Genomic DNA, 15,223 nt, shown 5'->3' on the forward strand with positions numbered 1-15,223 from the left:
TATCCCAACTTCCGAAAAGGAGTCGATCAACCATGACCGATCCCATCACCGATCCCGCAAGCAAGTCCGCTTTGTCCGGCCCGGCCGGGACATTACCGGCGGCCGGAGCGGCGCACGCTTCTTACTCTGCGCAGACCGCAGAGTCTTCCGGGCAGGCCGCGTTCGAGCACCCGGCTCAAGACGCGGCGTCCGCGTCCGCTCCGTCTGCCGCCCGGCCTTCCGAACGCGGCTCCGGCTCCGCTCCGGCGTCCGGGCCGTCTTCGCCCGAGCGCCGCGCGGACGGCGCTTACGCTTTTCTCGACGAAGCGCGCGAAGTCGAATTCTACCGCCGCGATCTGCCGACGCCGTGGATGAACTACCTGTCCAACGGCACATTCCACACGATGCTGTCGCACGCGGGCGGCGGGGTCGCTTTTTACAAATCGCCGCAGATCTGGAGAATCACGCGCTACCGTTTCTTCCATCTGCCGACCGACCGCTCCGGGCCGTATGTGTACATTCAGGACGCCGCCCCGGACGCCGATCCGACCGACTACTGGTGCCCGACCCACGAGCCGGCGTTCAACCGTCCCGACGATTGGCGCAGCGCGCACGGCATGGGCTACACGCGCTTCGAAGCGTCCCGCGGCGGCATCCGCGCCCGGACGGTCTATTTCGTCGGTCCCGAAGAAAACTCGCTTATCTGGAACCTGACGCTGACCAACGATACCCCGGCTGTCAAAAAGCTGCATGTCTACGCCTACGCCGAATTCGGCATGATGGAGTTTATGCGCGAGCTCCAGTGGCAGTGCTACAACAAGCACCAGGTGTCGGTGACGCATGCGGAAGGCGACGTGCTGCTGTACCGCTACGGCGTCGAGAACCGGCCCAAGCCGGACGAGACGCCGCTGGTCTACTTCGCCGCCGACGTTCCGCTGACGGGCTACGACGGCGACCGCGACGCTTTTATCGGCAGCTACCGCAGCGAGTCGAATCCGCGGGCGATCGAGCGAGGAGGCTGCACGGGTTCGACGCTGCTCGGCGGCGATCCGTGCGGCGCGCTGCAAATGACGCTGACGCTCGCTCCCGGCGAAACGCGCGAATTGAACGTATTTCTCGGCGCCGCGCCGGACGAAGCGGAAGCGCTGCTGGCGGTGGAGCGCTCGCGGCAGGCGGGGTTCGTCAAGCGTTCTTTTGCCGGATTGAACAAGGACTGGGACGACTATCTCGGCGCATGGAACTGCAAACTGCCCGATCCCGAAGCCGAGCGCATGCTGAATATCTGGAATCCGTACCAGGCGCAGCGCAACTTCCTGTTTTCGCGCAATATTTCGTTCTATGCGACGGGCACGTTCCGGGGCGTGGGCTTCCGCGATACGGCGCAGGATATTCTGGCGGTGATCCCGCACGATATCGAAGCCGCGAAGGACAAGCTGCGCCTGCTGCTCGGGCAGCAGTACGGCGACGGACACGTGAACCATTACTTTTTCCCGCACGAAGGCTGGGAGCCGGTGACGAGCGTCCATTCGGACGATCATCTGTGGACGGCGCTGGCGGTGCGCGACCTGATCGCCGAAAGCGGGGACGCGTCCTTTTTGCAGGAAAACGTTCCGTACTACGACGGCGGCGAAAGCAGCGTGTACGAACATCTGCGGCGGGCGATCGGCTTTACGGAAGATCATCTGGGCGCGAACGGCTTCCCGCTGATGCTGCGCTCCGACTGGAACGACCAGCTGTTTCGCGTGTGCCGCGAAGGGAGAGGCGAAAGTATCTGGACGGCGATGCAGTTCGGCGCGGCGCTGCTGGGCATGATCGAACTGGCGGAAGCCGCGGGACGCGGCGAAGACGGCGAACGTTACCGCAGGTTGTACGACGAGCAGCAAGGACGGGTGAACGGCGCGGGCTGGGACGGCAGATGGTACCGGCGGGCGGTGATGGACGACGGGCGCTTCCTCGGCACGGACGAGCACGACCAGGCGAAGATCTGGCTGAACGCGCAGACGTGGGCGACGCTGTCGGGCATGGCGGAGGACGGCAAAGGGATCGCGGCGATGGACAGTGTGCGGGAGCTGCTCGATACGGAACTGGGCATCAAAAAGCTGCATCCGTCGATTACCGATTTTCCCGATCCGGCCGATCCGCTGACCAACTATAATCCCGGCACGGGCGAGAACGGCGCGGTGTTCTGCCATGCCAATACCTGGGCGATTATCGCGGAATGTATGCTGGGTCGGGGCGATCTGGCGTACAAATACTACCGGCAGCTGATCCCGAGCGTCGCGATGGAGCGGGCCGGCATCGAGCGCTACCGCGCCGAGCCTTACGTGTACGCGTCGAATCTGTTCGGTCCGGAATCCGACAAATTCGGCCTGGCGAACGTGTCCTGGCTGACCGGAACGGCCGCCTGGATGTACGTCGCCGCGACGCAGCATATCCTCGGGATCCAAGCGACGAGGGACGGACTGTCGATCGACCCCTGCATCCCGTCGGAGTGGGAAGGGTTCGAAGTCGTCCGCGTGTTTCGCGGCTGCCGCTACGAGATCGAGGCGGTCAATCCCGACCGGGTATGCAAAGGCGTGCGACAGATTACGGTAAACGGGGAAACGGTGCAGGGGTGCATCGTGCCGGTGTTCCCAGCGGGCGAGGCGGTGAATGTGCGAGTGACGCTGCAAGCAGGCGGGGGAAGCGGAGCGTAGAGACTTCTTTGCCTAAAAAAGTGCTCGACCCAAAAAGCCGCGCAGCCGGAGAGTTTCCGGTTTGCGCGGCTTTTGGGCGTGCGGATAAAAAGTGCCGGCCAGGCAGCGAAGGGATCGCGCCGGCTTAACGCGGCCGAGCGGCAGCCGTACGCGGTCCGGCCAAGCCGGAAATCCGCTTGACCGCCGCGTTTGCTCCGATGCTGCGGCTGTCACGCTCAGCGCCGGCGAAGCAGCAGCCGCTGCCCGATAAAGCCGGCCGCCGCGATCGCGAAGCTGACCCAGTACGGAATCGTAACGACCGGCGTAAAACGCAGTACGAACACGCCGACGGCTCCGACCGCAATCAGCAGGATCAGATACGTGCCGATCGAGCGGGCGTTCAGCTTCGGAGGCGCGGGCACGCCGGGCTCCGGCTCGCGCCGCACCAGGCGGGTCAGTCCTTCGACGATGACGATCGCGCCGAGCGCAATAATCAGCAGCGTGCCGATATTGATCTTTTCCGCTTCGGGCGCGATCAGCGCGGTCAGGCCGAGCAGCAGGAACGTCCAGCTCAGCGCGACCCAGGGAATCATCAGATAGTAGCGGGCGCGTCCCATCGGGCGGCCTGCCGGCAGCTCCGCGATTCCGCGCTCGGCGAAAGCGATCGGGTCTTCGCCGTACAGCTTCGAAGCGGTTTTGTTCTTGGACTGGGCTTCCAACAGCTCGCGCCCGCGCGCCAGCAGCCATTCTTCTCCGCTGTCTTCGCGCACTCCGGCGGAACGGACATGGACGATTACGTCGTCGAAATAGGCGGCGTTTTTCTTGTTCAATTGATCGCGGATCTTGTTGATCTCGCGGATATTCGTTCTGGCGCTCAAACTGTAAATCCCTCCTGAAAATCGAAAATAAAGTTACTGGCGGCAGGCCTGCGCGCAGACCTGCCGCCGCTGTTCAGTCCGCCGCATGTCCGCGTTCGTCGGTGTTCCAGGACTGCGATTGAAAAGCGAGAAACAGCCCGATCCAGCGGTCTTCCTGCTTAAAATGAACAAGCACTCCGCCGTCCTGAAACGCGCCGTTGTCGCCGTGCCAGGGACCGGCATTGCCCTGGTTCATATGAATATTGTGAATGCCGCGGCCCGGTTTGAAACCGAAGAAATAATCCGGCGTTTCCGGTTCCGGTCCCCAGCAGTCGCCAAAGATATAGAGTTCCGCTTCGGCGGCGATCGCCTCATCGACCCGGGCGACGATCTTCTCGTTCAGGTCGTTATCCGGCCCCGGCAGACTGGCGGGCAGCGGAACCATGTCGCTTCGGCCAAACAGCGGGCGGCGCACGAAGTCCAGTCCGTGGACGGGCAGGCCGCGCTCGATCGGCGTAAAGCCGGAAGGCAGCGCCTGCAGCTTCGACGCGTCGTCCGGCTTGCACGGACCGATCCGGTACAGCAGTTCGGACGGATACGCTTTGGATTTGATATTGATCGACGTCCGGTATTGGGTTCCCCGATCGTCCTGCAGCGCGATATGAAAATGCGGCTGGCTGCCGAAGCCGTGGATATAACGCAGCGCTCTGGCTTTCAGCACGCCGTATCGGTAACGTTCCAAAAGGCTTCCCTCCAAGCGGATTGATCGTTTCAACTCTAAGCATAGCGCAATCCCCGAAGCGGCGAAAGAGCGGGGCTGCGCGCGGCGATTGACAAGAGAGGGGGCAAAACGGTAAGATAAAGTATAATTCATACTATTTAACTGGGGATTAAAAGCCCGCTTGATCTGCTTAGTTTCTTCATCTCGTTTCTATTATATTGGTATATTCTATATTTTTATATTCCGGATTCCGAAGTTTTTAATCGACCAGGGAGGCTGCTGCCATGGAACGCCAGATTGTAATCCGCCACGAGAAGCTTGAATTAACCGCCACGCTCCACTATCCGACCTCGGGCTCCGAGGGGCGTCTGCCGATGACCGTGATCTGCCACGGCTTTGTCGGCAGCCGGATCGGCGTGGACCGCCTGTTCGTCGTGACGGCGCGCGAGCTTGCGGCCGAAGGCCAGCTCGTCGTCCGGTTCGACTACGCGGGCTGCGGCGAGAGCGGCGGCGTATACGGCGAGGAAGGGATCGAATCGATGATCCGGCAGACGCGGACCGTGATCGATTACGCGATGACGTGCGCGGACATCGACCCGAGCCGCGTGACGCTGATCGGGCACAGCCTCGGCGGCGCGGTGGCGCTGCTGACCGCGGCGCGCGACCGCCGCGTCAAAAGCCTGGCGCTGTGGTCGTCGGTCGGCTATCCGTTCAGCGATATCGTGAAGATCACCGGCCGGGAGACTTACGACGAATCGGTGCGCACCGGCAGCGCGGACTATCTGGGCTATTCGTTTACGCCGGTGTTCTTCGAATCGCTCGGCGCGTTCCAGCCGTTCCAGGAAGCGAACAAATTCTACGGCGACGTCCTGGTCGTGCACGGCACTTCCGACGACGTGATTCCGGTCGATTACGCTTTCTTGTACCAGAAGCTGTTCTGGACGCGCGAAGACGCGCGCTGCGACAAAGAAATCATTTTCCAGGCCGACCATACGTATTCGTCCGGCCCGCACCGCCGCCAGCTGCTCGATATCACCAAGCGCTGGCTCCAGGACCGGCACAAGAACGAGATCGACTGGCAGCACTGGACGATTTAGAAAGTTGCTCAGTGCTGCGCAGCACTGGACAATTTAAAACTTTGCTCAGCGCTGCGCAGCGTACTGGCGGCACTGGACAATCTAGAACTGCTGCCCGCGAGCCGTAGGAGCCGCGAAGTGCCGTGATCCACTCCGACGGCTCGTCCGGCCTCTATTTGTCCCCATCAAATGCGAAAATCCATCTTATTTGCCAAAACGGGCCGATTTCGGGCTCCGATTCGCAAATCAAGTGGATTTTCGCATTTCTTTTGCCGGAAAGCGCGATTTTATTGAAGATAAAGTGGATTTTAGCATTCCGCCCGGCCCAGTTTTTCCGCGCAGCCGTCCTTTGCCGCATTTTCCGATTCCGATCTTTCTTAACTCCCCCGATACTTATCTTTCCTAAATCTCTTGTTCATTTCCCATTCATAAATGCTGTGTAAAATGAAAACAAGCCAGGCGGGGTTCCGGAGCTCCGAAGGCGGGCGCAGAGCCGAATCCAGGGCATTAATCGAGCTTTTTCGACTGTTTTTGTAAAAATGGCGTGAAAATCGAACGAAGTTTTCTTTAATCCCTTACATGGTTGTGATAAAATGATGAAGGCCGCAGAAGCGGATTCGAATGCCGGAGTGTACCGGTTTTTGAAAATTTGAAAAGGGGTTTTAAAATGCGTGTAAAAAAGAAGGATATTTTCTTTCAAACACTGGAGGATATGGCCGATACGATCGTGCAGGCCGCGGACTACTTTTCCAAGCATGTCGCGGATCTGAAAGACGTTTCCGTCTTCGCCAAGGACATGAAAGAATACGAATCCAAGTGTGACGGTTTTACGCATACCATTATTACCGAACTCAACAAAACGTTTATCACTCCGCTCGAGCGCGACGATATCATGGCCCTGGCCACGACGCTGGACGACGTGCTGGACGGGCTTGAAGCGACGGCTTCCCGTTTCTATATGTACAATCTCGGACAACCCGATGAATATATGATCCAGTTCGGCGAGATCCTGCGCGAATCCGCGTACGAGATCCAGAAAGCGATCCACCTGCTGTCCCAGAAAAAACTGCTGGCGATTCGCGAATACACGATTCGTCTGAACGATCTGGAGAATCAGGGCGACGAACTGCTGCGCATCTGTATTAAGGAACTGTTCGCCACCGTTACCGACCCGATCGAACTGATCAAGAAAAAGGAAATTTACGAGCGCCTCGAAACGACGACCGACAACTGCGAAGACGTCGCCGACATTTTGGAAACGATCATTATGAGCAACTCCTAAGCGGAGCCAGCCATTTTAAGGGCTAAAGGAGGTCTGGACCGCTTGGTTCGAAATGCGGCCCGGCATTCGCAATCCGCGGATGCGGCGGCGCCGCTTCTCTTCGTGCGGTCGAAATATTATGGAAACCACTTTTTTTGTACTTGCCATTGTGATTCTTTTGGCGCTGGCCTTCGACTTTATCAACGGATTTCACGATACCGCAAACGCAATCGCCACATCGATCTCGACCCGCGCGCTGAAGCCGCGGACCGCGATCTTGATGGCGGCCGGCATGAACTTCCTCGGCGCGGTGACGTTCACCGGCGTCGCCAAGACGATCGGGGGCAGTATCGCCGATCCGACCAAGCTCGATAACGGGATCGAGATCGTTATCGCGACCCTGATCGCGGCGATCATCTGGAACCTCGCCACCTGGTGGTTCGGGATTCCGTCTTCGTCCTCGCACGCCATGATCGGCGCGCTGGCCGGCGCGGTCTTCGTCGGCGCGGGTTCGGACAGCGTCAACTGGAAAGGGTTTCTCGAGATCGTCGAAGCGCTGATCTTCTCGCCTTTGATCGCGTTTGCGATCGGCTACGTCGTGATGACGGTGCTCAAGTGGATCTTCGGCCGCTACAGTCCGCATACGGTCAACAAAGGCTTCCGGACGATGCAGATTCTGACGGCGGCGCTTCAATCGTTTACGCACGGCACGAACGACGCGCAAAAAGCGATGGGCATCATGACGTTCGCGCTGATCTCGGCCGGTCGTTGGAGCACGCTGGAACCTCCTCTGTGGGTCAAGTTGGCCGCGGCGACCGCAATGGCGCTCGGCACGTCGATCGGCGGCTGGAAGATCATCAAAACGCTCGGCACAAAGATTTTCAAGATCGAGCCGATCAACGGTTTCGCGGCCGACCTGTCGTCCGCATCGGTTATCTTCACCGCGACTTTGTTCCATCTCCCGATCAGCACGACGCACGCCGTTACTTCGTCGATTCTCGGCGTCGGCGCCGCCAAGCGCTTCCGCGAAGTGAAGTGGGGGCTGGCCGGACGCATCATCGTCGCCTGGTTTATCACGATTCCGATCGTGGCCGTCCTGTCCGGGCTGATCTTCAAGATCTTCTTCTGAGCATAGCGCTCAGCATACGTCTGATTCTTAAAAAAGCGCAAAGCCTTCCGGGAAACCGGAAGGCTTTTTTACGATGAGAAGATGCGCGGGATTATGATTTCAAAATGATTTTCTGGATTTTTGCCGCTGCCGTTCCTTCTTGCAAAAGAAAATAAACGGTCTTGCTTTCGGAAACATATCCGACGAATCGCGCGTCCTGCGTTGCGTCTGTCCGGTCGCTGACGATAGGGGTTGAGCGATTTGAAGGATAAAGACTCCATTTGCCGGTTGATAGGTCTCTTACATAGACGGTGTCTCCGACAACCTGAGTTTCCCATCCTCCTGTCCGACCTGCCGTACCTGCTGGAAATACAAGTTTGTGATTGTTTAAAGCTTTGCCTGTGCTGATGCTGTATAACGTGTGAAAAGACTGTTTCTCGGCAGGGTCCGCATGGGCTGCGTTGGCTGGAATGACTTCTTCGTACCGGTAAGAACTCCAAACGTTCAGATGCCCTCGAGAATCGATGTCTAACTTCTTATTGATTGGAAGGGTTTTTAATTCTGTAACGGATTTATTATAGAGATTGATAATCTGCACGTTGTAATCTTCCGCCATCGTTCTCTGGCCCACTTGTTCGACAGCCAGATAAGGATAGGCGGAAAAGTCCCAGTCGTCTATGCCGATATGCTCGTACAGTTTGCTTTTTGCCGGAACGCTGTAACTAGAGACTGCTTTGCCGGCAGCTTCGTAAAGGGTAAACCGATTCGCATGGCGAGTCATAATGCGTTCTTTGACTTTACCCGAAGGAGCTGCCCATCTTGCTTCGCCTTGATCGGGGAGCGACACTTTGTAAATAGTCCGGCTAAGCTGTTTTCCGTTTTGATCGTAAACATGCTTTTCAATCCGATGCGATGTTCCCTCCGTTAATAGCACGATTTTGGAGGGATTGGAAAGGACATGGGCATCCAATACCTTCCGGTCTTTAATCAAAGTCTGCAAAGTGCCGCTATTTAGATCAACCATTTTGGCGCGCTCTTTTTCTTGTAAAAGACTTTTACTGTTTCCGATCGAACTGGTTAAACTATTATCCGAAAAAGCATTGGAACTCGGGTCGGCCGCAAAAGAAATTCTTGGACCCATTACCAGGCTGGTGCCGAGAACAAACGCAATTGCCATTTTGGAAATCGGGGATTTCATCGATGATTCCTCCTTTATATTTATTTTTAAAGAAGAAAACTTTGGTTTACGGATCAGGGCTGGACAGGCCGCCGATTCTTTGTTTAAAACTGCAAATTTCGTGGTGTAAATAGGTATGAAAGCTGGCCGGCCGTTCATATCGGAGGAAAATAGGAAATATAACCAGTGATATAATATATTCCGATCCTGGAATTGTCAAATTATCGATTTTTATATATTAAAACTTGAGCTGTTCTTTCGGGATAATCTGTAACATATGCCGGACCGCGCCCGTCTAATAAATATGGAGGTGTTGACGATGACAAAATCCAAGAAAATGATGACGCTCGGTTCCGCGCTGCTGCTGACGATCGCTCTGACAGCCTGCGGACAAGCGAAAGCGCCCGCGCCCGAGCTGGGCGACGTGCCGGAGAACATTACGGAAGAACAGCCGCCGGCGGAGACCGATACGGGCGAGACCGACACGGAAGAGACGGAGGAGCACGAAGTGATTACCGCGACCGGCGAATACAACGGCCAGGCCGATCCGCACACGATCGAGATCAACGTGGACGGTACCCCGACTTCGTTCCAGCTTACCACCGCCGCGGAAGCGCAGATCGGCGACCTGAACGAAGGCGATACGATCGAGTTCCAATATGTAGAGCATCCGGTCGAAGGCAGCGATACGCCGCAGCTTGAGATCCAGTCGCTGACCAAGACGGGCGAAGCGACCAGCGGCGCCGGAGGCGATTCGGAATCGTCCGGCGGCGAAGGAGCTTCCGACCGTCCGGCTACCGAAACGTTCCCGGCGGGCGACGGCGAGTCCGGAGAACTGACCGGCACGCTGGAACAGGGAGACGGCTACTCGCTGTACGTCATGGAAGGCTACACATTCGATGCCGCCGGCAGCAAGCTGACGCTGGACGCCAACCCGGACTATTTTGCCGAGATCGAGCCTCTGCCGTCGGACTTCAACGTGGACGCCATACGCGCGGACGCGACCGCGGAACTGGAGAAAGACGGCGCCACGGTCAAAGAATTCGACAGCGATACGCTGGTCGAAAGCCCGATGGTCAACGCGAGCCTGTTCCTTCAGGCAAGCACCGACAAGCTGGTCCGCGATTATATCGTGTGGGAAGCGCAGGACGCCAGCGGCTACATTTTCCACCTGAGTATACCGGAGGAAGAAGAAGGTCAGCCGTTCTATATTCCGGTCACCACTTCGCTTGCGACGATCATGAAAGATCCAAGCAAATAACGAAGCTTGCGATTTGACGTCGGCGCCGATTGGATGCGGCGTCCGGCAGCCGCCCCGGTTCCCGTTGATTCAGCGGGAATCGGGGCTTTTTACGCGCAAAACGATCAGGGTGAAGGGGACCGCCCCGGACCGGCCTGCATTCTTGCGACAGCCTGCTAACAAAATGAAAGACAAGACGTTTCTTGCCGAACGGAAACACCGCTATTCGCTTGAATTCATTCGAAAAAAACGGTATAACTGACTCATAAAGAGATTGCCTGTTTTGATAACAAAAATCTAACAAAATAGAATCGGAGGCGCTATCGTTGAGCGAAACGCTGACAGCACGCGCATGGTCGGAGCAATTGGAGCAGGAACTGAAGCACAATATACTGGAGTTTTGGATGGAACATGCTCCGGCGGCGGAAGACGAAGGATTTGTCGGGGAGATCGGCGCCGACCTGAGCGTGCGGGAAGACGCGGACCGCAGCCTGGTGCTGAACGCGCGCATACTGTGGACGTTCGCCGCGGCCTACCGCCGTTATGCGGACAACCGGTATTTGGATATGGCTTCGCGGGCGTACCGGTATTTGCGGGCGCATTTTCGCGATGTCGAGCAGGGCGGTTACTACTGGATGCTCACATCCAAAGGCGAAGCGTCCGAGGACAAAAAGCAGGTTTACGGCCAGGCTTTCGTAATCTACGCGCTGAGCGAGTACGTGCTGGCGCTGGATGCGCGGCAGGCGAGGTCGGAAGGAAACCATGCGGATCGAGCAGGAGACGCTGCGGAAAACGGCCGGGCGGAAAACGGCGATCCGGCGCTCTCTTCCGTCGCGGAAGCGGAATTGCGCGCCGAGCTGCTGATGGAAGCGCGGGAGCTGTTCCGGCTGCTGGAAACCCACAGCCGCGACGCGCATTACGAAGGCTATATCGAAGCGCACGCGCGGGACTGGTCGGCGACCGACGATCTCAGCCTGAGCGGGAAAGACCTGAACGAGAAAAAGTCGATGAACACGCATCTGCATGTGCTCGAAGGGTATACGAACCTGTACCGGATCTGGCCGTCGGAAGAATTGAAAAGCCGGCTGTCGACGCTGCTGGAAACGATGCTGGATCATATCGTGGACGCGGAGACCGGGCATTTCCTGCTGTTCTTCGACGAAGCCTGGACTTCCAAATCGGCGCATGTCTCGTACGGGCACGATATCGAAGGCAGCTGGCTGCTGATGGAAGCGGCCGAAGTACTCGGCGACGGGGAGCTGGAGCATCGGGTGCGCGAAACGGCGCTGAAGATGGCGCGGGCCGTGCTGGAGCGGGGCGTCGATACGGACGGCGGATTGTGGAACGAAGCGGAGCACGGCAGGCTGGTCGACGACGGCAAAGACTGGTGGCCGCAGGCCGAAGCGATGGTCGGTTTCTATAACGCCTACCGGGCGACCGGCGACGAGGCTTACCGCACGGCGGCCGAGCGCTCCTGGAACTTTATCCGCGAGTATATCGTGGACCGCGAGCACGGCGAGTGGTACTGGAGCGTATCGAACGACCGGATGCCGAATGTAAAAGACCCCAAGCTCGGCGCGTGGAAATGTCCGTATCATAACGGGCGGGCGTGTTTGGAGATGTTGGGGCGGATTGAGCGGGCGTAGGAGTAGAAGAGTATTCGGAAGAACGTTTATGTTCGCTCGCTGTTCACGGAAAAAGTTTTAAAAGCCGCGAGAATATTCGCTGCGGCCGTCTGCAGAAAGTCGGGAAGGCTTGATTGGACCCGGCTTTAATCCGAATTTAATCCGGCTTGAACCCGGATTGAACGGAGTTTTTCAGCGTATTGGAAACGAGGCCGTCCCGCAAGCCGAAAACAGGCGGGACGGTCCTTTTTGGCGTTCTTATCCTTCGGTTGACATAAAGCCGAAACGAATCCGGAATGTGGAGAAGAAAATAGAGGAATGCTGCGGATATGCATCATTTTCGCCCGAAAAGAGACGGTATAGCGGATAATGTTGCGCGAATACATCATTTGATTCCAGCGGCCGAAATTCCGCGGCCGCCGCTCGGGCGAAAGCCGAATAAAGCGAAGCATAAGGCGAGAATCGGCACAAGACGGGCCTCGCGCCGATCGGCACTTCGCGCGGCGAGGCCTGCTTGGGGCAGGCATGCCCTGCCTGCATCTTGTTATACCCCGCGCGTTCCGGTATCGCCACGGGACTCGGCTGGACTCCCGGCTTCGTCTTCGCCGTCCGCTTCGGCATAGCCGCTCTGCTCGGCGGAGATACGCTCCGGCGGCAGTTCCGCCACGGAGCTTCGGAGCACCAGGTCCGAAGACAGCAGGATCTTCTCCAGCGGAGCCTTGGGATCGCGGATGCGTTCGAGCAGGCGGAGGGCGGCGCGGCGGCCCATCGCTTCTTTGGGCACGTGCACGGTGGTCAGGGCGGGCGAATCGGCGGTGCCGCCGGCGGCGTCGATATTGTCGAAGCCGGTCAGCGAGACGTCTTCGGGCACGCGGAGGCCCAGCGAGGCCAGCGAGCGGGCGGCGACGAGCGCCACGTCGTCGTTGGCGCAGACGAGCGCCGTCGGCAGCGCGTGCTGTCTGCGGCGCTTCGCCAGCCACTGGCGAAGCTCGGGCTCGTACGCCGCGCCGTCGATGCCGGCGAGATGGTTCATCGGGTCCGAGCCGCCCTGGACCCGGAGGCCGCGGCTTTCGAGCGCCGCGCGGAAGCCGCTCCAGCGGTCGCGGAAGCTGCGCGAGAAGCCGGCGCTGCCGAGGAAGTGCAGTCGGCGGTGCCCGCAGCCGATCAGATGGTTCGTCAGACGCATGCTGGCGTCGACGTTGCCGGCGAAGACGGTATCCGCGGGAACCAGCGGATCTTCGTGGTCGATCAGGACCGTCGGCAGGCCGAGCCGGTGCACATCGAGCAGCAGCGGCGTCGAGATCTCGCCGATCCCGATCAGGCCGAGGATGCCGTCCGGATTCAGGACGCTCGTCACGGCGTCGATCCGCTGCTCGGACACGATCACGATGCCGAGTCCCTGCTCTTCGAGCGCCTCCGTGACGCCGTTCAGGATGCGTCCCCAGTACAGCGATTCCGGCGTCTGGAAGCGCACGTTCGGCATCAGCACGAGTACCGACTGGCGGCCGGGATCGCGGGTCCGGGCCGGATCGGGTATGCGCCGCGCCGCCTGCCCGTATCCCCGGGGCTGCGTGAAGTAACCGAGCTGCGATGCCGCCCGGATCACCCGTTCGCGCGTCGCTTCGCTGACCCCTCCTTTGCCCGACAGGGCTTTGGAGACGACGAATTTGGATACGCCGAGCTGATCGGCGATTTGCTGCATCGTTACTTTTTTGGCCATGAATGCGTTCCTCCGCCCGCGTAATCGATCCGGTTCACACGCTGCCGGATTTTACATAACAAGAGTATAACAAAATCCGGTTTTGCGCGTCCATATTAATGAAGCTTTCCGCCGGGAAAGGTTGCGGACCCGCCGCGGGGCGCTGTACGATAAAGGCAAGCGGGCGCATCCGCGCCGCTTTCCGATCTTCCCGTTTTTCCGCCGGCGAGGCGCATGACCCGCACCGGCGGGAACGAAACTTTTTACAAAAAAAGATTCGCACCAACATTCCAAGCCGACACGAAGGAGGAAGACCGCATTGATCCGGACGCTTGCGGTAACGCACGATCAGGAAGTTCGCCTCGATATTCCGCTGACGGAACTGGACCCGGCGAATTACAAATGGTTCTGGGCCGATTTTCAGGCGCCGACGCAGCGGGAAACCGACCTGCTCGATACGTATTTTCATTTTCACCCGCTGGAGATCGAGGATTGTCTGAACGACGTGCAGCGCCCGAAGATGGACCCGCACGACAAATACGTTTTTCTGGTGACGCACGCGCTTGAAAAAGGCGGCAAGGAAACGGGCGAAGTCGATCTGTTCCTCAGCGGAACGTTTCTGGTCACTTTCCATTTCAACCGGATGAGGGAGATCGACGAAGCGTGGGAACGCATCCAGACGCGGACGGTGCGCGAATCGATGGATACGGGCCCGGTCACGGCGGCTTACCTGGTGCTGGACGCGCTGGTGGACGAGTATTTCCCGTGCGTGTTCGGCATCGAGGACGAGCTGGCGGACCTGGAGGAAAAAGGCGGCCGCGAGTCGGTGGATCTGCTGCTGTCCCAGGTGTTCGAGCTGCGCAGCCGGCTGCTGAAGCTGCATCATACGATTGTGCCGATGCGCGATCTGCTGTACCGGATCATCAATTCGCAGCATATCGAGAGCAGTCAGGAAAAAGAGTACCGGGTCTATTTTACCGATATTTACGACCACCTGCTCAAGCTGTCCGAGATGATCGAATCCAACCGCGAAATGACGGCCGACCTGCGCGACAGCTACATCTCGCTCAACTCCAACCGGATGAACGGCATCATGAAGACGCTCACCGTGATCACGACCGTGTTTATGCCGCTGACGCTGATCGCCGGGATTTACGGAATGAATTTCGACAATATGCCGGAGCTTCATTTGAAATACGGCTATTTTATCGTGCTCGGCGCGATGGTGTTTCTCGGCGGGGCGATGATGGGCTGGTTCTGGCGCAGAGGCTGGTTCAAATAGAAGCGGGCCGAAAGAAGCGGCTGCGCGGACACTTCGTTCGCCTCTGCGTCGCGTGAAATCGGTAACGCTTGAAAAACGTAACTTGGACCGCTACAATGATAAAGTAAGCGAAAAAAGATAAGCATACCGGACTTTCGCAGGCGGCGAAGAAAGAATTTCCCGGCCTGGCGGTGTTCCGGCGGTCGACCGCTTTATGCAGTTCACCAGTAAACGGTAGGGGATGATCTTTCAGTGCAGCTGAAAAAGTTAAATGATAAAACGTTCGACCAATTATTCGAAGCCGTTCTGACGCTGAAGAATCTCGAAGAGTGCTACGTATTCTTCGACGATCTGTGCACGGTCAACGAGATCCAGTCGTTGTCGCAGCGGCTCGAGGTGGCGCGCATGCTCGGCAAGGGCAGCACATACAACCAGATCGAAGCGGAAACGGGCGCCAGCACGGCGACCATTTCGCGGGTCAAGCGCTGCCTCAACTACGGCAACGACGGCTACAAAATGACGCTCGATCGTCTGGGACGCTAAG

General features: G+C 58.4%; 13 protein-coding genes. 8 read left to right on the forward strand and 5 right to left on the reverse strand.

Translation table 11 applies throughout. The features are described from left to right. Nucleotides 1-32: 32 nt before the first annotated feature. A complete protein-coding gene (locus QWJ34_RS22540; RefSeq protein WP_302731353.1) occupies nucleotides 33-2,675 on the forward strand; it encodes a GH36-type glycosyl hydrolase domain-containing protein in 2,643 nt (880 codons plus the stop codon). Nucleotides 2,676-2,890: 215 nt separating this feature from the next. Here QWJ34_RS22540 and QWJ34_RS22545 read toward each other — a convergent pair whose 3' ends face one another. Then, nucleotides 2,891-3,532 (reverse strand): DUF1129 family protein, encoded by a 642-nt coding sequence (locus QWJ34_RS22545; RefSeq protein ID WP_302731354.1) that lies wholly within the window; start codon nucleotides 3,530-3,532, stop codon nucleotides 2,891-2,893. A gap of 73 nt (nucleotides 3,533-3,605) precedes the next feature. Next, entirely contained in the window at nucleotides 3,606-4,253 is a 648-nt protein-coding gene (locus tag QWJ34_RS22550; RefSeq protein WP_302731355.1) for a YukJ family protein, read from the reverse strand. Nucleotides 4,254-4,516: 263 nt separating this feature from the next. On the opposite strand from QWJ34_RS22550, the gene QWJ34_RS22555 reads away from it, so the two are divergent. The 3 genes from QWJ34_RS22555 to QWJ34_RS22565 all read left to right on the forward strand — a co-directional run bounded on the left by QWJ34_RS22555 (nucleotide 4,517) and on the right by QWJ34_RS22565 (nucleotide 7,698). Continuing rightward, complete coding sequence (locus QWJ34_RS22555; RefSeq protein ID WP_302731356.1) at nucleotides 4,517-5,329, forward strand: alpha/beta hydrolase; 813 nt, start codon at nucleotides 4,517-4,519, stop codon at nucleotides 5,327-5,329. A 646-nt stretch (nucleotides 5,330-5,975) separates the two neighbouring features. Next, complete coding sequence (locus QWJ34_RS22560) at nucleotides 5,976-6,590, forward strand: DUF47 domain-containing protein (protein WP_302731357.1); 615 nt, start codon at nucleotides 5,976-5,978, stop codon at nucleotides 6,588-6,590. 118 nt (nucleotides 6,591-6,708) lie between these two features. After that, nucleotides 6,709-7,698: an inorganic phosphate transporter gene (locus QWJ34_RS22565; protein ID WP_302731358.1), complete on the forward strand. Its 990-nt coding sequence runs from the start codon at nucleotides 6,709-6,711 to the stop codon at nucleotides 7,696-7,698. A 91-nt stretch (nucleotides 7,699-7,789) separates the two neighbouring features. On the opposite strand, the gene QWJ34_RS22570 is transcribed toward QWJ34_RS22565, so the two are convergent. Then, nucleotides 7,790-8,875, reverse strand: a complete 1,086-nt coding sequence (locus tag QWJ34_RS22570) for a hypothetical protein (protein ID WP_302731359.1) — start codon at nucleotides 8,873-8,875, stop codon at nucleotides 7,790-7,792. Between the two features lie 298 nt (nucleotides 8,876-9,173). On the opposite strand from QWJ34_RS22570, the gene QWJ34_RS22575 reads away from it, so the two are divergent. Together QWJ34_RS22575 and QWJ34_RS22580 are read left to right on the forward strand one after the other, a co-directional pair. After that, entirely contained in the window at nucleotides 9,174-10,115 is a 942-nt protein-coding gene (locus tag QWJ34_RS22575; RefSeq protein ID WP_302731360.1) for a hypothetical protein, read from the forward strand. A 305-nt stretch (nucleotides 10,116-10,420) separates the two neighbouring features. Next, nucleotides 10,421-11,740, forward strand: a complete 1,320-nt coding sequence (locus QWJ34_RS22580) for an AGE family epimerase/isomerase (RefSeq protein WP_302731361.1) — start codon at nucleotides 10,421-10,423, stop codon at nucleotides 11,738-11,740. Nucleotides 11,741-11,977: 237 nt separating this feature from the next. Here the strand turns inward: QWJ34_RS22580 and QWJ34_RS22585 are convergent, their stop codons facing one another. After that, entirely contained in the window at nucleotides 11,978-12,292 is a 315-nt protein-coding gene (locus QWJ34_RS22585; RefSeq protein ID WP_302731406.1) for a hypothetical protein, read from the reverse strand. Further along, on the reverse strand, nucleotides 12,264-13,439 hold the full coding sequence (locus tag QWJ34_RS22590) for a LacI family DNA-binding transcriptional regulator (RefSeq protein ID WP_302731362.1): 1,176 nt from the start codon (nucleotides 13,437-13,439) through the stop codon (nucleotides 12,264-12,266). Before QWJ34_RS22590 ends, QWJ34_RS22585 begins: the two co-directional genes overlap by 29 nt. Before the next feature lie 298 nt (nucleotides 13,440-13,737). On the opposite strand from QWJ34_RS22590, the gene corA reads away from it, so the two are divergent. Both corA and QWJ34_RS22600 read left to right on the forward strand, forming a co-directional pair. Then, on the forward strand, nucleotides 13,738-14,700 hold the full coding sequence (gene corA, locus QWJ34_RS22595) for a magnesium/cobalt transporter CorA (RefSeq protein WP_302731363.1): 963 nt from the start codon (nucleotides 13,738-13,740) through the stop codon (nucleotides 14,698-14,700). 231 nt (nucleotides 14,701-14,931) lie between these two features. Then, complete coding sequence (locus QWJ34_RS22600; RefSeq protein ID WP_302731364.1) at nucleotides 14,932-15,222, forward strand: YerC/YecD family TrpR-related protein; 291 nt, start codon at nucleotides 14,932-14,934, stop codon at nucleotides 15,220-15,222. Nucleotide 15,223: the final 1 nt, after the last annotated feature.

The sequence above is a fragment of the Saccharibacillus sp. CPCC 101409 genome (assembly GCF_030518235.1).
Lineage (GTDB): Bacteria > Bacillota > Bacilli > Paenibacillales > Paenibacillaceae > Saccharibacillus.

Excerpts from the sequence above, each read along its gene's own strand:
- QWJ34_RS22540 (WP_302731353.1), top strand. The coding sequence starts at position 33 with ATGACCGATCCCATCACCGATCCCGCAAGCAAGTCCGCTTTGTCCGGC.
- QWJ34_RS22575 (WP_302731360.1), top strand. The coding sequence starts at position 9,174 with ATGACAAAATCCAAGAAAATGATGACGCTCGGTTCCGCGCTGCTGCTG.
- QWJ34_RS22590 (WP_302731362.1), bottom strand. The coding sequence starts at position 13,439 with ATGGCCAAAAAAGTAACGATGCAGCAAATCGCCGATCAGCTCGGCGTA.
- QWJ34_RS22560 (WP_302731357.1), top strand. The coding sequence starts at position 5,976 with ATGCGTGTAAAAAAGAAGGATATTTTCTTTCAAACACTGGAGGATATG.
- QWJ34_RS22555 (WP_302731356.1), top strand. The coding sequence starts at position 4,517 with ATGGAACGCCAGATTGTAATCCGCCACGAGAAGCTTGAATTAACCGCC.
- QWJ34_RS22565 (WP_302731358.1), top strand. The coding sequence starts at position 6,709 with ATGGAAACCACTTTTTTTGTACTTGCCATTGTGATTCTTTTGGCGCTG.
- QWJ34_RS22570 (WP_302731359.1), bottom strand. The coding sequence starts at position 8,875 with ATGAAATCCCCGATTTCCAAAATGGCAATTGCGTTTGTTCTCGGCACC.